General features: G+C 67.4%; 19 protein-coding genes, 1 tRNA gene and 1 pseudogene. 4 read left to right on the top strand and 17 right to left on the bottom strand.

What is annotated here, in order from left to right:
- Positions 1–76: 76 nt before the first annotated feature.
- The 4 genes from C9424_RS01275 to C9424_RS01290 are packed head-to-tail and all read right to left on the bottom strand — an operon-like array spanning position 77 to position 3715.
- The gene (locus C9424_RS01275) at positions 77–883 is read right to left on the bottom strand and encodes an amino acid ABC transporter ATP-binding protein (RefSeq protein WP_116765133.1); all 807 of its coding nucleotides are present in this window, start codon (positions 881–883) and stop codon (positions 77–79) included.
- Complete coding sequence (locus C9424_RS01280) at positions 880–1875, bottom strand: amino acid ABC transporter permease (protein ID WP_116765134.1); 996 nt, start codon at positions 1873–1875, stop codon at positions 880–882. Before C9424_RS01280 ends, C9424_RS01275 begins: the two co-directional genes overlap by 4 nt.
- Positions 1872–2822: an ABC transporter substrate-binding protein gene (locus C9424_RS01285; RefSeq protein ID WP_116765135.1), complete on the bottom strand. Its 951-nt coding sequence runs from the start codon at positions 2820–2822 to the stop codon at positions 1872–1874. Before C9424_RS01285 ends, C9424_RS01280 begins: the two co-directional genes overlap by 4 nt.
- Positions 2823–2848: 26 nt before the next feature.
- Positions 2849–3715, bottom strand: a complete 867-nt coding sequence (locus C9424_RS01290) for a hypothetical protein (RefSeq protein ID WP_116765136.1) — start codon at positions 3713–3715, stop codon at positions 2849–2851.
- Positions 3716–3819: 104 nt separating this feature from the next.
- Here C9424_RS01290 and C9424_RS01295 point away from each other — a divergent pair, with 104 nt between their 5' ends.
- Positions 3820–5418, top strand: a complete 1599-nt coding sequence (locus C9424_RS01295) for a PucR family transcriptional regulator (protein WP_116765137.1) — start codon at positions 3820–3822, stop codon at positions 5416–5418.
- Positions 5419–5482: 64 nt separating this feature from the next.
- On the opposite strand, the gene C9424_RS01300 is transcribed toward C9424_RS01295, so the two are convergent.
- From C9424_RS01300 to C9424_RS01315, 4 genes are read right to left on the bottom strand one after another with little or no spacing between them, the layout of a single operon-like run.
- Entirely contained in the window at positions 5483–6550 is a 1068-nt protein-coding gene (locus C9424_RS01300) for a UDP-N-acetylmuramate dehydrogenase (protein WP_116765138.1), read from the bottom strand.
- Positions 6551–6607: 57 nt separating this feature from the next.
- Positions 6608–7915 (bottom strand): MFS transporter, encoded by a 1308-nt coding sequence (locus tag C9424_RS01305; protein ID WP_116765139.1) that lies wholly within the window; start codon positions 7913–7915, stop codon positions 6608–6610.
- 14 nt (positions 7916–7929) lie between these two features.
- Positions 7930–8367, bottom strand: coding sequence for a MaoC family dehydratase (locus C9424_RS01310; protein WP_116765140.1), 438 nt, complete (start codon positions 8365–8367; stop codon positions 7930–7932).
- A gap of 2 nt (positions 8368–8369) precedes the next feature.
- Positions 8370–8840, bottom strand: coding sequence for an FAS1-like dehydratase domain-containing protein (locus tag C9424_RS01315; RefSeq protein WP_116765141.1), 471 nt, complete (start codon positions 8838–8840; stop codon positions 8370–8372).
- Between the two features lie 250 nt (positions 8841–9090).
- On the opposite strand from C9424_RS01315, the gene C9424_RS01320 reads away from it, so the two are divergent.
- On the top strand, positions 9091–9522 hold the full coding sequence (locus tag C9424_RS01320; RefSeq protein WP_116765142.1) for an ArsR/SmtB family transcription factor: 432 nt from the start codon (positions 9091–9093) through the stop codon (positions 9520–9522).
- Positions 9519–11216: a SulP family inorganic anion transporter gene (locus tag C9424_RS01325; RefSeq protein WP_116765143.1), complete on the top strand. Its 1698-nt coding sequence runs from the start codon at positions 9519–9521 to the stop codon at positions 11214–11216. The genes C9424_RS01320 and C9424_RS01325 overlap by 4 nt, the downstream gene beginning before the upstream one ends.
- Here C9424_RS01325 and C9424_RS01330 read toward each other — a convergent pair.
- The 5 genes from C9424_RS01330 to C9424_RS01350 all read right to left on the bottom strand — a co-directional run bounded on the left by C9424_RS01330 (position 11206) and on the right by C9424_RS01350 (position 16298).
- Entirely contained in the window at positions 11206–11430 is a 225-nt protein-coding gene (locus tag C9424_RS01330; RefSeq protein ID WP_116765144.1) for a DUF3188 domain-containing protein, read from the bottom strand. The genes C9424_RS01325 and C9424_RS01330 overlap by 11 nt on opposite strands.
- A 128-nt stretch (positions 11431–11558) precedes the next feature.
- Complete coding sequence (locus C9424_RS01335) at positions 11559–12542, bottom strand: DUF2797 domain-containing protein (RefSeq protein ID WP_116765145.1); 984 nt, start codon at positions 12540–12542, stop codon at positions 11559–11561.
- A gap of 25 nt (positions 12543–12567) precedes the next feature.
- Positions 12568–13431, bottom strand: coding sequence for an HpcH/HpaI aldolase/citrate lyase family protein (locus tag C9424_RS01340; protein ID WP_116765146.1), 864 nt, complete (start codon positions 13429–13431; stop codon positions 12568–12570).
- A 168-nt stretch (positions 13432–13599) separates the two neighbouring features.
- Complete coding sequence (locus C9424_RS01345) at positions 13600–14595, bottom strand: aldo/keto reductase (protein WP_442862003.1); 996 nt, start codon at positions 14593–14595, stop codon at positions 13600–13602.
- Positions 14592–16298 carry a glycoside hydrolase family 13 protein gene (locus C9424_RS01350; protein ID WP_116765147.1) on the bottom strand — a complete coding sequence of 569 codons (1707 nt, stop codon included), beginning with the start codon at positions 16296–16298 and terminating at the stop codon, positions 14592–14594. Before C9424_RS01350 ends, C9424_RS01345 begins: the two co-directional genes overlap by 4 nt.
- A 105-nt stretch (positions 16299–16403) precedes the next feature.
- Here C9424_RS01350 and C9424_RS01355 point away from each other — a divergent pair, with 105 nt between their 5' ends.
- Entirely contained in the window at positions 16404–17585 is a 1182-nt protein-coding gene (locus C9424_RS01355; RefSeq protein WP_116765148.1) for an ROK family protein, read from the top strand.
- 15 nt (positions 17586–17600) lie between these two features.
- Here the strand turns inward: C9424_RS01355 and C9424_RS01360 are convergent, their stop codons facing one another.
- From C9424_RS01360 to C9424_RS01375, 4 genes and pseudogenes are all read right to left on the bottom strand, one after another.
- Complete coding sequence (locus C9424_RS01360) at positions 17601–19172, bottom strand: Na+/H+ antiporter (protein WP_116765149.1); 1572 nt, start codon at positions 19170–19172, stop codon at positions 17601–17603.
- A gap of 123 nt (positions 19173–19295) precedes the next feature.
- Entirely contained in the window at positions 19296–19955 is a 660-nt protein-coding gene (locus tag C9424_RS01365; RefSeq protein WP_116765150.1) for an NAD(P)H-binding protein, read from the bottom strand.
- A 20-nt stretch (positions 19956–19975) separates the two neighbouring features.
- Positions 19976–20752, bottom strand: a pseudogene (gene yidC / locus C9424_RS01370) (membrane protein insertase YidC); the annotation flags it as partial.
- Between the two features lie 133 nt (positions 20753–20885).
- Positions 20886–20959 (bottom strand) — tRNA-Met (locus C9424_RS01375).
- Positions 20960–20972: the final 13 nt, after the last annotated feature.

Consider the following 20972-nt stretch of genomic DNA (forward strand, 5'->3'; position numbering starts at 1 on the left):
GAGGGAAGGCGCAGTCAGGGCGTTCAGGGCCCGGCCGCCAAACATGACATCTGGTTTGGCAGTGCATCCGGGCTTCTTACATAACGCTGTTGAGGAATGCGATGGTCCGGGGGTTTTGCGGGTTGTCCAGCACGGATGTCGGAGCCCCTGATTCCACCACCACGCCGCCGTCCATAAAGACGACGTTGTCCGCAGCGCTACGGGCGAAGCCGATTTCATGAGTGACAACGATCATGGTCATGCCATCGGAGGCCAGCGTGCGCATAACGTCGAGGACGTCGCCAACCAGTTCCGGGTCCAGGGCGCTCGTCGGCTCATCAAAGAGCAGGAGTTGGGGGTCCATGGCCAGTGCCCTGGCAATTGCAACCCGCTGCTGCTGCCCCCCGGATAGCTGCGCCGGGTAGGCCTTCGCCAGGTGTGCCAGGCCCACCCGCTCCAGCAAGTCCATTCCGCGCTTGGACGCTTGCTGCTTGGGCACTTTTTTGACTCCCACCGGCGCAACCGAGATGTTCTCCAGGGCAGTCATATGCGGGAAGAGATTGAAGCGCTGAAAAACCATGCCGATGCCGCGCCGCTGCCTGGCCACTTGACGGGGATTCATTTCAAAAATCCGGTCCTGACGCTGGGTATAGCCGATCAGGTCCCCGCCGACGGATATCCGTCCGCCGTCGATCCGTTCCAAATGATTGATGCAACGCAGGAAGGTGGACTTGCCGGAACCGGATGGGCCTAGAAGGCACATAACCTCCCCGGGGTTGACGGTCAGCGAGATGCCCTTCAACACCTCCACGCTGCCGTAATGTTTGCGGACGTTGCTGGCAACGAGGAGCGGCGACGCGGCGGCGCCGACCGCGTGCTCATGGGTGGCGAGGGCGTCGGTCATGGCTGGAGTCCTTTCGATTCTGCGTGGTGCTTGCCGCCTTTGCGGAGTGTGGAGAGCATCCTGCCCACGGGCGTGGGGGTCTGCTGGCGTGCGTTTCCACGGCCGTAGTGCCGTTCCAGGTAGTACTGCGGAACGGATAGCACCGTGGTCAGGAACAGGTACCAGCAGCTGACCACTACGAGCAGTTCCACTTGTCGGAGGTTCTGCGAAGAGATTTGCGTTGCCACCGTATAGAGCTCGAGTACTGCGATGACTGACAACAGTGAGGTGTTTTTCAACATCGAGATCGTCTCGTTGCCCATCGGCGGGATGATCACGCGCATCGCTTGTGGCAGCACCACCCGAAACAGGGCGAAGGCCGGCGACATCCCGAGCGAATACGCGGCTTCGTGCTGGCCGGTATCGACTGAGAGCATCCCTCCCCGGATTATTTCGGCTGAATAAGCGGCCTGGTTCAACGTCATGGCCAGCAGTCCGGCCGTGAACGCCGGAACCAGGGCGTTGGTGTCGATTGAGAAGAACGTGAAGTCAGTGAACGGCAGGCCCAGGGAAATCTGTGAATAGAGCAGCCCCAGGTAGCCCCAGAAAACAACTTGGATCAGCAGCGGGGTGCCGCGGAAGACCCACACATAGAGCCAGGCGAAGGCGTTCATCACCGGATTTCTCGAAAGGCGCATCACCGCGAGCAGCACGCCAAGCACCGTGGAGACCAGCATGGAAATGGCCGTCAGCGCCAGGGTGAGCCCTATTCCGCTGAGGATCCGGGGGTGGAACGCGTAGTTCTTGATGGTCGAGTGGTCAATGTTCGGGTTGGACCACAGCGATGAAAGAAGGGCCACAAATCCGAGAGCCAACGCTGCCGCGACTACCCAGCGCCACGGGTGGCGCAACGGAACAGCCACAACATCGTCCTCGGCAGTGCCGACGATTGCGGTCCCGGCCGCGGTCTCAGCTGCTACTTCTCGGGATGGGAGCGTGTTTGCCTGTTTCATGGTTTGGCCGTACCCAAGTTGAGGCCGGTTTCCTTGACCCTGTAGTCGGCGAGGTCGTACTTCTCAAGGATCGTGCCGTAACTGCCGTCGGCGACGATCGCCTGAAGGGCTGCCAGCAAGGCCTTGCTGAGCTCCGCATCCTTCTTAAGGACGCCGATCCCGGTGTAGACGGGCTTGTAACCGGAGGGGTTTGCCGGGTCTTTGACGATGTCGAAGACCTTGCCGTTCCCGGCGGTCTTGGCGGCGTAGGCAGCCGCGGCGGAATCGACGACGTCGGCTGCTGCTTTTCCTGAACGGACGGCCGTCTGGACATCCGTTTCCAGCGGCAGTTCGGAGACGCCCACCGGTTCTGAGCCCTTGTCCTTGCACTGCTGGTCATAGCTGCGAAGAATCTCCGCCTGCACGGTCGCCTTCTGCACGGCAACGTTCCTGCCGCACAGGTCCAGCACGGTTGTGATGCGGTCCGGGTTGCCCTTGGGCACGAGGATGGAGAATCCGGCATGGAAGTAGTCGACGAAGTTCAGCGTCGCCTGGCGCTCAGCGGTGTCGTTCATCCCTGACATGATGATGTCGTTCTTGCCCGACTGCAGCGACGGAATGATGCTGTCGAAAGCCTGGGTCTGCAGTTCCAGCCGCACCCCGAGCTTCGCGCCCAGGGCCTGGGCAAGGTCGTAGTCCAGACCCGTGAGTTTTTGGTTCTCATCGAACATCTCCATCGGCGGGTACGGAATGTCCGAGGCGACCTTGATGACTCCGGCTGACTTGTAGCGCTCTGGCAGGGCCGCTGCTGCGGCGGGGTCGACGTCGGCGGCGGACAAAGTCTTCGAATCCGCCGCGGGCACTGCTCCTCCCGAACAGGCCGCTAGTCCGAGGGTGAGGGTCAGGCTGGCAGCGCCAAGGGCCTGGCGCGCGATTCGCGCGGAAACCGTACGATTCGTGGGTCGCATTCTGTACTCCTGGTGTTGGGTAGGGGTTATGCCTGGTTGGTTTTGGTCAGCCGGTACCAGCCGGTTCGGGTGACTCCGGACGCGTTGTAGCCGGAGGCGAAGGCCGATTCGAAGATTCCGCGGATCCGCAACCGCCACAGTCCTGCTTCATCGGAGTCCGCGGCCCTCAGCGCCACGATGTCTTGCGGTGCACGGCACCATAGGGTGTCCGGCGTTTCGAGGAGGACCGGCCTGGAGTCCGGGCCGTACTCCAGAATGTTGTTCAGGGCCGTTTCGGGCAGTTCCAGTTCTTCGACGGACCCTTCGCTGCAACTGATGCTCCGCCTGGAGGACAAAGGCCAAACGGCGACGAGCCGGTCGCTTTCATCGTTGGCGTTGATGTCGTCCTGCATTTCGCCGTAAAAATCGCGTGCGTACTCGAATGCATGGGCTCCGAGTTTCGTGAGGTTGAAACGGGCGTTCCGGCTGACCAGCGGGTCAAAGGTCCACGTCATGGTTTCGATTCCGCGGGCAAGCGACCACGCCCGCTGATGCTGTTTGAGCGCGAAACCGACGCCTTTGTCCGCCGCGCCGGGCAGGACACCGGCGATCAGGGAATAGGTAGCCGCTCCGCCGGGGGACACGATGCCGACGGCGGCTCCGCGCAAGGCCCCGTCCGCGTTGTATGCAGCGGAAACATTGCAGCCCGCGTGCGAAATGCTCCGCAGCAAATCGAAGGGAACAGGCGCTCCGTGGGGAGACATACCCCAGATCGCGATGAGCAGCCCTTCAACATCCCTGAGCTTGTCGCGGTCATGTTCGTCGATGACCCGGACGCCGGCCCTGGATGCTGCGGCTGCTGCCGCTTCCCCGGCCTGGCGTGCTGTTGGACTGGCTTCAACAATAAGTGACATGCATCAACTATTGGCTTTGCCGGTGCCGGCTGGCTTCGGTGCCAGACACCAACGTCAGTCCTCCAACTTGTGGGCCAGCACTAGGGGCCGTAGATTTACGCCTTGTGGAAACCATCCCGAAAACCCCGGGCAGCATCGATTTGCCTGACCTCCTGCAACTGCTTGCGAACTCCGGACTGGTTCTCCGCTCACACGGAACTACACCCGGGCTCTCCCTGACGAGCCCGTCCCTCTACGATCCCCTCGCGCCTTTGGAAGGGCTCCGGGGAGGGATCTTGCTGGGGATCGGACTCCACCCCGCGGAACCGGAAACAACCGTCGTCGTCCGGGAAGCAGCGCAAGCAGGCTTCGGCGCGATCGTGCTCAAGCAGCTGTCTCAGGATATCGAAGAGCTCGCGAACACAGCTGACCAGGCCGGCATAGCGCTTTTGGTCGTCGACGACGCCGTGGGGTGGCGGCAACTCGATGCGCTCCTGGAATCTGCCCTCAGCGCCTCCGCGGAAGCCAACCGGTCGGCCTCGCCGCTGGGAGTGGGCGACCTGTTTGCCCTAGCCAACGCCATTGCCGCACTGGTAGGTGGGGCCACGGCCATCGAAAACCTCCAGGAACAGGTTCTCGCATACTCCACCCTCCCCCACCAACCGATCGACGACGACCGGCGGAACGGAATCCTGGGGCGCCAGGTTCCCTACCTGCCGGAGAATGCCGGTCAATATGCCAGAGTGTTCCGGGCCCACGGCGCCGTGCGCATTGAAGGTGTCCGTCCGGCAATGGACCGTCTGGCCATCGCTGTCCGGGCCGGTAACCAGCCGCTGGGGTCTATCTGGGTAGTGGACGCCAACGGGGACCTGGATTCCGACGCGGAGCAGGCTCTGGAGCGCGCCGCGGATATCGCAGTCCTCCACATCCTGAGGGCGCGAAGCACCATCGACCTTGCGCGGCAACAACGGGCCGAGCTCCTCCGCCGGCTCCTCGAAGGCGGAGACGACGTCCAGCTTGTAGCCGAACAGCTCGGACTGACGCATTCAGGTCCCTTCGTCGTCGCGGCTTTCCAACTGGAGCTTGGCCAGTCCGACGAGCTGTCCCTGATCCGCCTCGTCGACCTTGTCACGACCCAATGCGAAACGCACCGGCAAGGTGCGCAGTGCGTACTCATCGGCACCACGATTTATGCGTTGTTCACCGAGGCCCCCGCCTCGGGCCCCGGATCCATTGAGGCGCTGGCCCGCCGCCTGATCGAGCGTTCAGCTGCGTCGCTGCGGGTCAAGCTGCGGGTGTCAACGGGCTCGACCGTCACCACCGCCGCAGACATCAGCCGTTCCCGGCACGACGCGGACCTCGTCCTGCTGATGCTCGCCTCCGGGCGGAGCGCCGGCGACTATGCGAACGCTCAGGAAGTGCGCAGCCGTCTGACCTTGCTGGAACTCAGTGCGCTTTTCCGGAACACGCCTCATCTTGTGTCTCCGGCCGCTGCCAGAATGAGGAAGTACGACGCCGAATCAGGAACCGAATACGCGAGAACTTTGCGCACCTACCTCGATTTCTCCCGCGATTCCGCCAAAACCTCGGCGGCACTTTCAGTGCACCAGAACACGCTCCGCTACCGCTTGCGGCGTCTCCGGGAACTTTTTGGAATTGATGTGGACAACCCCGAAGACACAGTGATCTTGTGGCTCAGTCTGCACGTTCAGGAGTTGCTGTAGGGAAATCGCCCCTACCTCGATGCGTGCCTTACGTGGCGACGGGCGGCCCGGGCCGGGGCAGGAACTATAGGGTGACGCCGATCAGCAGCGGTTCCGGGTGCAGTTCGATCCCGAAGCGTTCGACGACGCCGTGGCGCACCTCGCGCGCAACGGCCAGCATGTCCGCCGTGCTCGCCCCGCCCCGGTTCGTGATGGCGAGAGTGTGCTTGGTGGAAAGCGATGCCCTGCCGCCCGAGACGCTGTCCGGGGCCAGCCCAAAGCCCTTGGCGAAGCCGGACTGGTCGATCAGCCACGCCGCCGAGAGCTTGGTCAGCCCGTCGGCACCGCCGGGGTAGCGCGGGGCGTCCTGCGGCAGCCGTGCCGCGACGTCCTCGGACACGATCGGGTTGGTGAAAAAGGACCCCGTCGAGTAAGTGTCCCGGTCGGCCGCATTCCACACCATGCCCTTGGAGGCCCGCAGCCGCAGCACTTCGCGGCGGACGTCGTTGGAGTAGGCCCGCTGGCCCTGCTCGACGCCGAGCGCCCGGGCGAGTTCGGCGTAGCGGATCGGGGCGCTCATCCGGCCGAGCGGGAGCTGGAATTCCACGGTGAGGACCACATAGCGCGGCGAACCGTTGACGGTGGCCTGCTTCAGGACGGAGTCACGGTAGCCGAACTTGAGTTCGGAATTCGTGAAAGTCTTGACCGCGTTCCGTTCCCGGTCCCACGTACGGACCGCGGCGATCGTCTGCGAGACGTCGGCCCCGTAGGCGCCGACGTTCTGCACGGGAGTGGCTCCCGTGGCTCCGGGAATTCCGGAGAGCGCTTCGACGCCGGACCAGGCATGCCTCACGGCGTGGTCAACGAAGGCATCCCAGTTGTGGCCGGCCTGCACCACCACCGCCACGCCGCCGCAGGAGTCCTCGGCGTTGACGGTAAAGCCCGCCGAGGCGATCTTAAGTACCGTTCCGGGGAACCCGGCGTCGGACACCAGCAAGTTGGAACCGCCGCCGATGATCAGCAGGGGCTGGCCGGCGGCGTCCGCCGACCGCACCGCATCGATGATCTCGGCCTCGCTGCGGGCTTCAATGTAGCTGCCGGCGGGGCCCCCGACAGCGGAGGTGGTCAGGGCGGAGAGCAGAATCGGGGTCACCTGAACAGCCTAGCCGGGATCGTGCGCCGGCCTAAGCCGGTGGTGGCTTGTACTTAGCTAGGCGGCGGGAACGGCTGCGGGGAGTTTGCGTGCCACCGGGGAGAGCAGGAAGCTGCCGATCAGCATCACCATGACGGCCAGCAGCGAGTGCAGGATGCCCACGTGTTCGGCCAGGAGCCCCAGCAGCGGCGGACCGCACAGGAACGCGCCGTAGCCGATCGTCGAGACGACGGAGACGCGTGCGGCAGCCTTGCCGGGATCGTCGGCGGCGGCGGACATGCCCACCGGGAAACCAAGGGAGGCGCCAAGCCCCCAAATGGCCAGGGCCACGTAGGCCAGCCACGGCACGGGGGCGAAGACGAACAGTCCGAGGCCTGCTACGGCCAGTGCGGCGCACCACCGCATCACCGGGACGCGGCCGAACCGGTCCAGGACGAGCGTTCCGGCGAAGCGGCCCACCGTCATGAAGGTGACGAACAGTCCATATCCGGCGGCCCCGGCGGCGTCAGACTGGCCGTGGCCGTCCGCGAGCGCCAGTGCCACCCAGTCCCCCGCCGCCCCTTCGGCGAGGGCAAGGCCCAGGACCAGCACGCCCAGCAGCAGGGTGCGCCTGTCCCGCCAGGCCTGGGCGATCTGGCGTTTGTTGTCCAGCGGCTGTTCGGGGACCGCGTCCGCCTGCCGGACGATGGGGATGGGCCCGGTGGAGGGATCTTCGAAGGTATCTGTCCCGGAGGCCGCGAACGGTTGTTCCCCCTGCAGCGGCGTGATGTCGGCGCGGAACCACGCCGCAGCGGTCGTCACGGAACCGGCCACCAACAGGCCGGCCGCGGCGAGGTGCCAGAAGACCGGGATCCCGGCGCCGGCAGCCCACGCACCCAGCCCGGCTCCGGCCACTGTCCCCAGGCTAAAGGAGCCGTGCAGCCGGGGCATGATGTGGCGGCGGACGGCGCGTTCCACCGCGGCGCCTTCGACGTTGGACGCCGTGTTCCAGCTGGCGGTACCCAGCCCGATGATTGACAGTCCCGCGGCGACCGCCACCGGGTTGGCGAGCACGGAGGTGCCGAAGCCTGCCAGCATCAGCCCGAACCCGACCATGATGCTGCCGATCCGGATGGTGCGCTTCGAGCCCAGCCGAAGGACAATCAGGCCAGAGGCGGACACGGACAGGAAGGACCCCGCCGTCATGCAGAGCAGGAGCAGCCCGATGGTGCCGGGAGTCAGGTCCAGACCGTCGCGGATGGCCGGCAGCCGGGATACCCACGTGGAAAACGCGATTCCGCTGGCCGCATAGGCCACCACCACGGCATTCCGCCAGTGCGTGATCTCGGCAGCCGGGACGAAGACGTCTTTAGTCTCCTTAGTCACAGCAGCGCCACAGGCTACGCCAGCCTGACGACGGCCTGGGCCTTGACCAAGACTTTCTGACCGGCCGAGACGACCGTGAGGTCGACGCGGGCGGTGCCGGCGTCGGCGTCGAGCGCTCCGATGGCGCCGCTGACCTCGATCACGGCGCCGGCTTCCGGCGTCCCCGTGGTGTCGGCCACCGGCACCGGCTTGGTGAAGCGGGTCTGGAAGTCCACGACGGCGGCGGGGTCGCCGGCCCAGTCGGTGACGAGCTGGACGGCCGCGCCCATCGTGAACATGCCGTGGGCGATCACGCCCGGCAGGCCCACGCCCGTGGCGAAGGCTTCGTTCCAGTGGATCGGGTTGAAGTCACCGGATGCGCCGGCGTACTTGACGAGGTCGGTGCGGGTGACGGCGATGCTGCGGCTGCCGATGTCCTGGCCGACCGTAAGTCCTGCGATGTTGATGCTCATGGCTACTGTCCCTCTCCGCGGACCAGGATGGACGAGGTGGTGGTGGCAACCGGCTCGCGGACATCGGCGGAATCGCTGTTGCCCAGGGCGAAGATCTCTGAGCGGGTGGTGATCATGGCCCCGCCGCCCATGGCACGGACGCCGTCGACGTGCAGTTCGGCGACCAGCCGGTCCCCGGCAATGATCGGGCGGTGGTGGGTGAACCGCTGGTCGGCGTGGACCACGCGGGAGAAGTCGATGCCGGATTCCGGATCCTCGATCAGCTGCGCGTCGGCGCGCTGGGCGACGATAATGGCGAAGGTCGGCGGCGCGACGAGGTCGAGGTGGCCCAGTGCCTTGGCCGCGGCGACGTCGAAGTGGGCGGGATGAGTGGCCTTGACCGCGCGCGCGAACTCGCGGATCTTCTCGCGGCCGACGTCGTACACCTCTGCGGCAGGGTAGCTGCGCCCCTGCAGATCCGGATTGATAGTCATGGTTCCAGCCTATCGCCACGCCCGCGGCGCCCCGGCTTCATGACAGGGTGCGCGCCGGGCAGCAGAGTGCTTGACCCGGGCGTGCACCGGGGCCAAGCGGGCAGTGGCGCCCGACTCGGGCCGGGCGGGGCTTGACCGATGCGATATGATGAAAACATCAATCCATCAATCCACTGGCGATCGAAGCCCGCCGGGCACCGATGCCGCTGGATCCGAGAAAGCGTTCTCCTGTCATGATCCCCTTCCGCCCATGATCACCCCCGCGCAGACCCCGCTGTACGAAATCAAGGCCAACCTGTTCAAGGCCCTCGCCCACCCGGCCAGGATCCGGATCCTGGAGCTTCTGGCCGCGGCGCCGGACACGGCAGCCCCTGTGAGCTACTTGCTCGCCGAGACGGGCCTGGAGGCCTCGCATTTGTCCCAGCACCTGGCGACGCTGCGCCGGCACGGGGTGGTGACGTCGGTCCGGACGGCGAATGCCGTGACCTACCGGCTGGCTCATCCCAAGATCTCGGAGCTGCTGGCGATCGCCCGGGTCTTCCTGCTGGACAGCCTGGCCGGATCCAGCGAACAGCTTCGGCTGGCGCAGGAACTGCCCGCCGGCCACCTCGGCAGCACAGGCCCCGTAGGCATCCCCGACCGCCTCGGGAGCACCGACGGACTCGAGAGCACAGCGCCATGAGCGCGGCCCAGACCTCACGCCCGGACCGGGCAACCGGCACTGCCCGGGCACGCATGGCGCGGTTCCTGCCGTCGCGCCGCGACTATGGGCTTCTGCGGTCCGCCTGGAAGACGGACCTGTTCGCCGGCATCACGGTAGGCATTGTGGCGCTCCCCCTGGCCCTGGCCTTCGGGGTGAGTTCCGGCGTCGGCGCAGAGGCCGGACTCATCACGGCGGTGGTGGCCGGGCTGGTGGCGGCCGTCATGGGCGGATCCAACGTCCAGGTCTCCGGCCCCACCGGCGCCATGGTGGTGGTTTTGGCCCCGGTGGTCGCCGCCCACGGTGTCGGCAGCATCGCCTTGGTTTCGGTACTGGCTGGACTGATCGTCATGATCCTGGGGGTGAGCGGACTGGGCCGCGCCGTCGCCTTCATCCCGTGGCCCGTCGTGGAGGGCTTCACGCTCGGCATCGCCGCCATCATCTTCCTGCAGCAGGTCCCCCTGGCCACGGGCACCGAGGCAACGCCGGGCCACAACACCTTCCTGGCCGCCGTCGAGAGCGCGTCGCAGGCTACCGTCCCGGCAGTGCTGCAAACGCTCGCTGTGGTGGCAGGTGTCGCCGCTGTGATGTATCTGCTCCCCAAGCTCAGCAAGGCACTGCCCGCAAGCCTAATTGCGGTGTTGCTCGCCACCGTGGCGGCCGAGGTGCTGGCGCTGGACATCCCCCGGATCGGCGCGCTACCGCACTCCCTGCCGGCACCGTCCATGCCGTCCCTGGATCCGGGCGCACTGGGCGGTCTCCTGATGCCTGCCGTGTCGATCGCCACGCTGGCCGCCATCGAATCCCTGCTCTCGGCCCGGGTAGCCTCCGGCATGGCGGGACCGGACGGCCGTCCGTCCGGCGCGTACAGCCCCGACCGCGAGCTCACGGGCCAGGGCCTGGCCTCGATCGCCGCGGGCTTCTTCGGCGGCATGCCGGCGACGGGCGCGATCGCCCGGACCGCCGTGAATGTCCGCTCCGGTGCGAAGACCCGGCTCGCCGCGATGGTGCACGCGCTCGTGCTGCTCGCCATCATCTACCTGGCGGCCGGGCTGGTCGGACGGATCCCGCTGGCGGCTCTGGCAGGCATCCTCATGGTCACGGCCACCCGCATGGTCTCGCGGCACACGGTCACGGCGATCCTGCGGTCCACCCGGGCCGACGCCGCGGTGTTCGTGATCACGGCCTTCATTACGGTCGCCTTCGACCTCATTGTGGCCATCCAGATCGGCTTCGCCGCGGCTGCCGTGTTCACGCTGCGGACGTTCGCTTCCCTGAGCGGGGTCCGGCGCGAGGCGGTTCCCGGGCCGACGCTTCCCGGGGATGAGCACATCGCGATTTTCCGGTTGGACGGGGCGATGTTCTTCGGCGCCGCGGAACGGGTCCTGCAGGAGATCGGCCAGGTCAAAGACATCCAGGTGGCCATCATCCGGCTGTCCCAGCTGCGGATGCTGGATGCCACCGGCGCCCACGCGCTCGTGGAGGTGATTTCCGCACTGGAGTTGCGCGGCGTCACGGTCCTGCTGAAGGGGGTCCAGCCACAGCATCTGGAGCTCGTCACCAACGTGGGCGTCATCCGCTCACTGCGGCATCACAAGCACCTGTTCACGTCCCTCCCGGACGCCGTGCAGCATGCCCGGAGCCATGTGCTGCGGAACGCGGCCGCTAGCGCTTGAGGTTCTTCCGGATCGCCTGGCCGCGGACCACAAGCCCGGCAAGGTGCAGGATCAGCCCCAGCCCGATCACCGGCAGTGAGGCGAGGGCCAGGGCCTGGTTGCCGGTGCTGTTGCCCACCACGTTGAGGACGATGCCGAGGGCAATCAGTCCCATGGCGCTGAAGACGAGCACCTTGTAGGCGGTTGACGCGGTGGCCCAGAATTCATTCAGCACCGTGCCAGTCTACCGGGGCCGGCGACGCACGCCGCGATCCGCACAATTTCCGGCGACGCTCAAAATGCCCGGCGACGCCGGAATACGGGCGCGTCCGGCATTTTGCGCGTCGCGGGGCAAATCCAGCCTCAGAACAGGGATTCCTGCACGGCCGGGACGTCGGCCTTGTACTCCCCCAGCAGAACCGTCTTCGCCTTCAGCAGGCCCAGGTTCACGATGAATTCCAGGTCCGTTCCGGCCAGACCCGCGACGGCGCAGCTGCCGCTCAGGGAGGCGATCCGGAACCCGTGGTCCCCCGAATCGAACCCCTGCGGGTACGGGTGCCGTGCGGTCCGCACGCCAGCGCCGTTTGGCAGGCAGGCGCTGTCCGCCAGGCCGGGTCGCAACCACGGCTCGTCCACGATCCCGAAGCCGTCGGCGGGAACCCGGGACAGCAGGTCCCGGACTTCCGCGGCCAGCCGCCGGTTGAGGGTGTCGAGTTCGACGGCGGCCACCGGCCCGGCCAGCGCTGCGGCCTTTGCGGCGGAGCGGACCTGCTGCGGCAGTCCGGCGTCGCGCGTGATCATGTCCTCAAGGATCCGTACCACGCGGCCGTCCTCGGCGCGGGCGACGTAACGGGCGACGACGGCGCCCTGCTCGGCGAGGCGGTTCCATTTGCGCAGGTGGGAGGCGGTTCCGACCTTGCTGGCACCGCCGGCGAAGGTGGCGATGTAGAGCCAGTGAGGCTGCATGAGGTAGGCGCGCAGGCCCGGCGGGACCCGACCGCCGCGGTGGAAGTCGTGAATCAGCCGCGAGTCGTCCAGAACGAAGCACCGTTGGCACTGGCTGCCCCGAGCGGCCTCTGCCCGGGCAGGGCAGGGAATGTGGTCCCGGTCCGCGGGGCCGTGCACCTTGTGGTGGCCCAGGCAGCGCTTGCCTGGGGCGGCGAGCCGGAACCCGAGCCGCGTCCCGGCGTCGAGCGCCAGTTCGGTGAAGGCGCCGGCAGGGTCCTGCAGCCGCAGGACGGCACTCCCGGCGGCTGCCTGTTCGGGTCCGGGCTGGCTCCGTCCGGCCGCTGCCGGCTCCGGTCCATCCCAAAAGACCCCGTGGACCAGATAACGGGTACCGGTCACGGGGTCTCCTTTAGTGGTGGGGCGGCTACAGGGCCGGCTTCACGCCAAAGGCTACAGCGAGCTTCATGATCTTCTCGGCGCGGCCCAGGCGCGGCAGGTCGGAGCCGTCACGGATGACGCGGCCGTTGGCTTCGAAGTCGTTCATGAAGTCCGTGGCCCAGGCGACGTCGGACGGGGTGGGGCTGATGACTTCGTTGATCACCGGAGTCTGGTCGATCGCCAGGCAGAGTTTCCCGGTCATGCCCATCATCACGGTGATGCCGGTCTGCTCGCGCAGGATCGGGTGGTTGGTGCCGACCGTGGGGCCGTCGATGGGGCCCGGCAGGTTGCCGACGCGGCTGGCCACCACCAGCTTGGCCCGCGGGTAGGCCATGGCCTCCGGGGTGGCCGCCATGCCGGTGTCGCGGCGGAAGTCGCCGGAGCCGAAGGCCAGGCGGAACGCACCCTGGGCCTTAGCGATGTTGTTGGCTTCCTCGATGCCGACGGCGGACTCGACGAGCGGGATGACCGGGGTCTTGCCGTCCATCCGGTGGAAGCTCTCCGTGACTTGGTCAGCCGATTCGGTCTTGGCCAGCATGACGCCCAGCAGGCCGGGGGTGCCGCGCAGTCCGGCGAGGTCGTCGGCCCAGAACCGGCTGGTGGCGTCGTTGATCCTGACCCACGCGCTGCCGCCGGCGGTCAGCCAGTTCACGACGTTGTCGCGGGCGGCGTCCTTCTGGGAGGGGTCCACCGCGTCTTCGATGTCGAGGATGATTGCATCGGCCCGGGAGACGGCGGACTGGTCGAAGAGTTCGGGCTTCATCGCGTTGACCAGCAGCCAGGAGCGGGCAATGTCGGCCGGGATGTTGCGCTGGGGCCGAAGGGATTCGGCGGTGGTGGTAGAAGTCATGCATCTACGCTATCCGCCCGGAGGCGTTTGCGGCTAAGCGATCCGGCCCTCCGGGGTGACCATTACGACCAAAATCACATCCGCACCCAAGTAGCTGGAAGCTGAAGCCGTTTTCAGCGCGAATAGCGGCCTTAACTGCCAGCCAGTTGGGTGGGCGTGGTGGGCGTACTAGGGGATGTTGCTGCCCCGAGCCGCAACCCAGAGCCCGTACCACTCGGCGCGGGTCATGGACGCGGCGGCCTCTGCGGCGCCGGCACAGGCGAGGATCCGGTCCGGGTTGGCGGTGCCGATCACGGGCGCGATCCCGGCCGGGTGTTTCATGAGCCAGCCCAGCACGATTGCCTCCCCCGTGGTCCCCTTCGCGGCGGCCAGGGCGGCGACGAGGGCGGTGGCGGCTTCTTCGGCCGGCGTAGGCACGGCGGCCGGCGCCCCGGTGTACAGGCCGCGGGCCAGCGAGCCGTACGCCTGCAGCCGGATGCCGTGCCGGACGCAATGCTCAACGGTGCCGTGCGGGAAGCTGTAGTCCGTGCCCTCGGCATGGTTGACCAGCACCGTGCTTTCGAGCCAGGCCCGCTTGAGCAGGCTCATCTCCAGCTGGTTGGCCATCACCGGCGTCTCGAGCCGGTCCTGCAGCATCTCGATCTGCGCACCCGACATGTTGGACACGCCCACGGCGCGCACCTTGCCTTCGGCCATGAGCTGTCCGACGGCGGATGCCACTTCCGCCGGATCCATCAGGGGATCCGGGCGGTGCAGCATGAGCACGTCGACGTAGTCCGTGCGGAGCCGGGCCAGGCTTTCGTTGACCCGTTCCAGGATGCCGTCCCGGCTGAGGTCGTAGTACGTCTCCAGGCCCTGCTCGTTGAGCCGGATGCCGCATTTGGTCTGGAGCCGGATCTTCTCGCGCAGTCCCGCAGTCCCGGCCAGGATCTCGCCGAAAACGGCCTCGGCCTTGCCGTTGGTATAGATGTCCGCGTGGTCAAAGAGCGTGATGCCGGCCTTCAGGGCTGACTCGACGGCGGCCGCCGCCTCGTCCACCTCCGCGGACGAGTACGGCTCCGCCGACCAGTTGCCGCCCAGGCCCATGCAGCCATAGATGAGCTCCTGGCCGGGATTCCCGTCGCGGGCGGGCGCGCCGGTCGAGTCCTTCGCCGGAATGCTCACCGCAGCCAGACGGTGGTGTTGGCCGGCAGCAGTCCGCCGTCCAGCGGGCCGCTGCTGACCAGCACCTCACCGGCGGGCAGTTCCACGGGCGTGTCACCGAAGTTGGTCACCGTCTGCCAGCCGCCCGGGCGGCTGAAGTGCAGGACGTCGGCGCTGCCGGATTCATGCCATTCCATTTCCTCCGAGGTCTGCAGTTCGCGGCGGAACTTCAGGGCCGTGCGGTAGAGCTCCAGCGTGGAGCCTTCCACGCCGTCCTGGGCTGCCACGGCGTAGCGGGCGAACCAGGCCGGTTGCGGCAGGTGCGCGCCGCCGTCGCCGAACCCGAACGAGGTGCCTTCGGGGGCCCAGGGCAGCGGCACGCGGCAGCCGTCACGGCCGATCTCGACGCCCTTGTTCCGGAAGAAGGTGGGGTCCTGGCGCTCGGCGTCGGGGATCTCCGCGACTTCCTGCAGGCCCAGTTCCTCGCCCTGGTACAGGTAGGCGGATCCGGGAAGGGCCAGCATCAGGAGCGTGGCGGCGCGGGCCCGGCGCAGGCCGAGTTCGACGTCGAGTTCTTCGGCGGGGGCTCCGGCCAGAAGCCAGCCCTTGCCGTCCTGGCCCTGGGCGTGCTTGCCGCCGCCCTTGGGAAGGCCGTAGCGGGTGGCGTGGCGGACGACGTCGTGGTTGGAGAAGACCCACGTCGAGGAGGCGCCGGATTCGGTGGCCTCGGCGAGGTTCCGGGTGATGATTTCGCGGAACTCATCGGCGTCGAAGTCGGCCTGCAGGAGGTCGAAGTTGAACGCCTGGCCCAGGCCCTGCGGGCTCGCGTAGCGGGCGCGGCGGCTGGCGTGCACCCAGGCCTCCGCGACGGCTGTGCGCGGCGGGTTGTACTCGTTGAAGACCTCGCGCCACTCGGCGTAGACCTCATGGACTTCGTCGCGGTCCCAGAAGGGGTGCGATCCGTCGTCGAATCCGTCGGTTCCGGTGTTGGCGGCGCTGAGCTCGACCCTGGAGATCAGGGGCTCGGTGAGGTCCTTGGTCAGGGCGTGGGCGACGTCGACGCGGAAGCCGTCCACGCCACGGTCCGACCAGAAGCGGAGCGTCTTGAGGAAGTCGTCGCGGATTTCCCGGTTGGACCAGTTCAGGTCCGGCTGTTCCTTGGCGAAGATGTGCATGTACCACTGGCCGGGAGTGCCGTCGGGCTCGGTGATGCGCTCCCAGGCGGGGCCGCCGAACACGGACTCCCAGTCCGAGGGCGCGATCTCGCCGTTTTCGCCCTGGCCGTCCCGGAAGATGTAGCGCTCGCGGGCGGCGGAACCCCGCGGGGAGGCAAGGGCTTCCTGGAACCAGACGTGCCGGTTGGAGGAGTGGTTGGGGACGATGTCCGCGATCAGCTTGATGCCGGCCGCGTGCAGCGCGGCGGACATTTCGTCGAAGTCCGCCAGGGTGCCCAGCTTGGGGTCCACGTCGCGGTAGTCGTCGACGTCGTAGCCGCCATCGGCCAGCGCTGAGGGGTAGAACGGGGAGAGCCAGACGGCGTCAATTCCGAGTTGCTTCAAGTACGGGACCTTGGCGGTGATGCCCTTGATGTCGCCGAGGCCGTCACCGTTGGAATCGGAGAAGCTCCGCGGGTAGATCTGGTACACCGAGGCCTGGCGCCACCAGTTGGGGTCGGCGGCGAGGTCGGAACCGGACAGGGTTGCCAGCGTGGCGGTGTTGGACAAGGGATGATCCTTCGGGGCTGGGAGACGGCTTCTGGTATTTTAGATACAAGCTAAATATATTGCCTGAACAATTATGGGTCCGGGAACAGAAGAGGTCAAGAAGTGATGCCGCACGCAGCCGCCGCCACGCCGCAGCTGCTGCGCCGCGTCAACGCCCAGGCCGTGCTCCGCCACATCCGCGGCGCGGAGGTTGCCACCGGGACAGAGCTGATGGCCCTCACCGGGCTGACCCGGGCCTCCGTCATCGCCGTCTGCGAGGACCTGATCGGCCGGGGCTGGATCGTGGAGCTGGAGCCGCCCGGAACGAACTCTGAAGGTCCCCGGAAGGGCCGCCCGGCCCGGCGGTTTGCCTTCAACCGGGAGGCCGGCTTCGTCCTGGGCCTCGACATCGGCGCGGCCACCACCACCGCCGCCGTGGCCGACCTCCGCGGCACCGTCGTCGGCCGGTCCAGTGAGAGCTTCCGTGCGGCGGACATCCCCGCGCAGGAGCGGATCGGCGTCATCGACCGCGCCTGCCGCCGGGCCCTGGAGGCCGCGGGAACAGACCCGAGCATGGTTCTCGCCGTGGGCGCCGGGATCGCCGCGCCGGTGGACCGGGACGGCAACGTCCTGGTGACCCAGCGGTTCTGGAGCCTGTTCGACGTCGGGCTCCGATCCGCGCTGAAGGAACTGCACGGCTGGACAGTGCTCCTGGAAAACGACGCCAACCTGGCCGCCCTCGGTGAGCGCTGGCGCGGTTCCGGTGCGGGGGTGGACGATCTGGTGGTGCTTCTCGCCGGCGAACGCCTGGGCGCCGGGGTCATGGAATCCGGGCGCCTGCTCCACGGCCGCGGCGGGGCAGCCGGCGAGATGGGCTATCTGGACATGGTGGAGGGCGTTGGCTCCAGCGACGGCATCGCGGCCCTGGCACGGCAGTGGTCCGCAGCAGGCGGCGGCCCGTCCGACGGCGGTGCTGCAAGCGCACCGCGGGTGTTCGAGGACGCGGCGGCGGGAGACCCTGCGGCATTGGCGATCCTGAGCCGGATTTCGGAGCGCATGGCCCGCGTGATCGCCTCGATCGCGAGCCTGATCAACCCCGAGCAGGTGGTGATCAGCGGCGCCGTCGCCGATTCCGCCGGCACCCTGCTTCCGGAGATCACGGCGCTGCTCCCCCGCTTCACCGCGACTCCCCCGCGCGTAACGGCCTCACCGCTGGGCGACGCAGTCGTTACGGTCGGCGCTGTCCGGCACGCTTTGGACTACGTCGAGGCGAATGCGATGGAGCTGACGCTGCCCGCGCGGGGCTGACCCTGATCCGTTGCCCTAGTCCGGCATGATCATGGTGCGGAGGTCCAGCTGACGCAGCACCCGGTCCGCCACTTCCGGATCCATGCCCGGCTCGTTCCGGGCCGCCACAACTTCCTGGCGGGCCGCGTCGAGGGCGATCGTCTGCACTGCAATCGCCAGTTCGCGGCCGCGCTTGCGCTTCTCTCCCGCGCTTTCATTCTTCAGGCTCCCGTCGAGCAGCTCGGCGTGCAGCCTGGTCATCTTCTCTTTCACCAGCGCCACCTTCTCCGCCGGCAGCTCCTTCATGAGCTCGTTGTCCTTGAGCGCCGCGATGGCTGCCTGTTGGGCCCGGTAGGCCAGCACGCGGGCGGCGTCCCGTTCTTCCGAGCCGTCCTCGGATGCCTTCAGGACGCGCATGAGCCACGGCAGCGTCAGCCCGGGCAACACCAGGGTGGCCAGCAGCACCGCGCAGGCGATCACCAGCAGCTCGCTCCGGGCCGGAAACGGCGTGCCGTCCGCAACGGTCAACGGAAGGGCCAATGCCAGCGCCAGCGTAGCCAGGCCGCGCATGCCGCACCAGGTAAGGATCAGCACGTCCTTCGCCGAGGTGGGGCGCAGGACGTCCTTCCTGGCCCGCGACAACCCGGACATCATGGCCAGCCAGGCGAACCGCACGGCGAACACGAGCACGCAGACCACCGCGGCGCTCCCGACCATGCCAAGCACGGACGTGCCTTCGTCGTGGATGACCTGCCGTACTTCCAGCCCCACCAGCCCGAAAGCCAGGCCCGTGATCAGCAGCTCCACCACATCCCAGAACGCGGTGCGGGTGACCCGCTCGGCGGCGTCCTGCGGGCGGGAGTGACGCTGTATTTCCAGCGCGGTAACGACCACGGCGATCACCCCGGAGGCGTGCACTTCCTCGGCCAGGATGTACGCGGCGAACGGCACCACGAGGGTCACGGCGCTGCGGGCCACCATGGAGGCCACGAGGCGGGTAATCAGGCTCGTGAGCCAGCCCATGCCGATCCCGACCAGCACTGCGATCGCGGCGCCGAGGATGAACTGAAGGACGACGTCGGAGGCGATCTTGGTGCCGGCCACCGCGGCGGCCACGGCCGCCTGGAAGATGACGATGGCGGCGGCGTCGTTGAAGAGTCCCTCGCTCTGGAGCACGTTGATAAGCCGCCGCGGCATGTGGACCCGGCTTGCGATGGAGTCCACGGCCACGGGATCCGGCGGCGCCACCATGGCCCCCAAGGCGATGGCGGCCGGGATGCCGATGCCCGGGATCATGAGCCACGCCGCGCCGGCCACCACCGCGGTGGAGGCCACCACGAGCGCGACGGCGAGCATGAGCAGCGTGCGCCAGCGGACCCGGAAGACGGCCCAGGAGCTGCGCTGGGCTGTGGCGAAGAGCAGCGGCGGAAGGAAGATCGGCAGGATTAGATCCGGCGCGATCTGGACTTCCGGAAAGCCCGGGATGAACGTCAGGGCCACGGCCAGGAGCAGCATCAGCACGGGGTAGGGCAGCCTGAGCCGGTCCCCCAGCCCAACGGCCACCACGGTGGCCAGCAGGAGTCCAACGATGAGTGCCAACTGGTCCATGCGCCTGCTCTCCCCGAAATCCGGCCGCGCGCATCCCGGGTGGATGCACGGACCGACCCCACTACCCTATCGGCCGGACGCGGCCTCCCACGGCCCGGGTCTCTGCGGGGCTGGGCCCTGCTGCTAGACCTGCGGGCCCAGGGCTGCGGCGAGCGGCAGGGTGCCGTCCCGGAATTCGATGGTGCGTCCGATCGTGGCGGGCAGCCCGAGCACCGCGGCCGCCACGAGGGCGACGTTGGCGCGGGCGGTTCCGGTGCCGTCCGACGTGTCGGCGGGGTCGACGTCGATCATCCCGTTGCCTGGTCCGTTCGTCAGGGTCCCGGGGCCCAGGACGGTCCATTCAAGGCCCGAGCCGCGCAGGTAGGCATCCGCGGCGGCCTTGGCCTCGGCGTAGGCGAAGAACCCGTTGTCGGCGGGGACCCCGTGGTCCGGCCCGGCACCGAAATAGGAGACCATGACGTACCGCCCGACGCCGGCGTCTGCGGCGGCGTCCATGGAGCGGATCGCGGCGTCCCGGTCCACGGCGTAGGTCCGTTCGGGGCTGCCGCCCCCGGCCCCGGCGGACCACACGACGGCATCGTGGTTGCGCAGGGCATCGGCGATCTGCGCCGTCGTCGCGTTCTCCACATCCAGAACGGTGGGCGTAGCGCCGGTGGCGGCGACGTCGGCCGCGTGGTCCGGGTTGCGGATGAAGGAAGTGACCTCCTGCCCGTCCGCTGCGAGGATCCTGGACAGTTCCAAAGCCACTTTGCCGTGGCCGCCGATGATTGCGATTCGCGTCATGGACCCATTCTGTCCCATGCGACGAAAAACTGCTGTCCCATGGTCCAGAGGTTGGTGGTGGTCCAGTAGATCAGGACTCCAATGGGGAAAACGATGCCGCCCACACCGAAGACGACCGGCAGGATGTAGAGCATCATCTTCTGCTGGCGCATGAACGGGCTGGCCAGGGCCTCTTCGGACATGTTCCTGGCCATGATCTGCTTCTGCGTGATGAACTGCGCGGCCGTCATGGCCAGGATCATCACGATGGAGAGGATCCACACGGCGGTCTGGTTGCCGCCGCCGCCATGGAGCAGGGATGCGGACAGCGGTGCGCCGAAAATGGTGGACTCATCGAACTGCTTGACCTGCTCGGCGCTCATGGCACCGATGCCCTGGCCGCTGGCTTTGGCGCTGCTGATGCCCGAGAGCACCTGGAAGAGCGCGAAGAAGAACGGCATCTGGATCAGCATGGGCAGGCAGGCCGAGAACGGGTTGGTGCCGTGCTTCCTGTAAAGCGCCATCTGTTCCTGCGCCATGGCCTGGCGGGAGAGCTGGTCGGTCTTGCCCTGGTACTTGTCCTGCAGCTTCTTCACGTCCGGCTGCAGCAGCTGCATGCCGCGCTGGGCCTTGATCTGCTTGACGAAGACGGGAATCAGGGCCGCACGAATGACCAGCACGAGCCCGATGATGGACAGGGTCCACGTCCAGCCGTTGGCCGGCGACATGCCGATGGCGCTGAGGCCGTCATGGAAGCCCACCATCATGGCTGAGACCAGCCATTTGAACGGGGCCATGATGGTGCCCAGGAAATCCACTGATATCCCCCATCCGTCAGGTGAGGCAAAGCTACGGCGAAACGAGGCGCTTGTCACGAACTTGGCGGGGACTGCAGGTGTCGGGAAGACAGAAAGACCCCCGGGATCTCAAGGATTCCGGGGGTCTTGTCTGTAGCGGTGGGGAGGCTCGATCTCCCGACCTCACGATTATGAGTCGTGCGCTCTAACCAACTGAGCTACACCGCCATAAATGAGGAAA

Source organism: Arthrobacter sp. H-02-3, from assembly GCF_003097355.1.
GTDB classification, from domain to species: Bacteria; Actinomycetota; Actinomycetes; order Actinomycetales; family Micrococcaceae; genus Arthrobacter; species Arthrobacter humicola.

Coding starts and splice junctions, on each gene's coding strand:
- C9424_RS01365 (WP_116765150.1), bottom strand. CDS start 19,955: ATGACGCGAATCGCAATCATCGGCGGCCACGGCAAAGTGGCTTTGGAA.
- C9424_RS01355 (WP_116765148.1), top strand. CDS start 16,404: ATGCCGCACGCAGCCGCCGCCACGCCGCAGCTGCTGCGCCGCGTCAAC.
- C9424_RS01360 (WP_116765149.1), bottom strand. CDS start 19,172: ATGGACCAGTTGGCACTCATCGTTGGACTCCTGCTGGCCACCGTGGTG.
- C9424_RS01280 (WP_116765134.1), bottom strand. CDS start 1,875: ATGAAACAGGCAAACACGCTCCCATCCCGAGAAGTAGCAGCTGAGACC.
- C9424_RS01285 (WP_116765135.1), bottom strand. CDS start 2,822: ATGCGACCCACGAATCGTACGGTTTCCGCGCGAATCGCGCGCCAGGCC.
- C9424_RS01340 (WP_116765146.1), bottom strand. CDS start 13,431: ATGACTTCTACCACCACCGCCGAATCCCTTCGGCCCCAGCGCAACATC.
- C9424_RS01320 (WP_116765142.1), top strand. CDS start 9,091: ATGATCACCCCCGCGCAGACCCCGCTGTACGAAATCAAGGCCAACCTG.
- C9424_RS01275 (WP_116765133.1), bottom strand. CDS start 883: ATGACCGACGCCCTCGCCACCCATGAGCACGCGGTCGGCGCCGCCGCG.
- C9424_RS01290 (WP_116765136.1), bottom strand. CDS start 3,715: ATGTCACTTATTGTTGAAGCCAGTCCAACAGCACGCCAGGCCGGGGAA.
- C9424_RS01325 (WP_116765143.1), top strand. CDS start 9,519: ATGAGCGCGGCCCAGACCTCACGCCCGGACCGGGCAACCGGCACTGCC.
- C9424_RS01315 (WP_116765141.1), bottom strand. CDS start 8,840: ATGACTATCAATCCGGATCTGCAGGGGCGCAGCTACCCTGCCGCAGAG.
- C9424_RS01310 (WP_116765140.1), bottom strand. CDS start 8,367: ATGAGCATCAACATCGCAGGACTTACGGTCGGCCAGGACATCGGCAGC.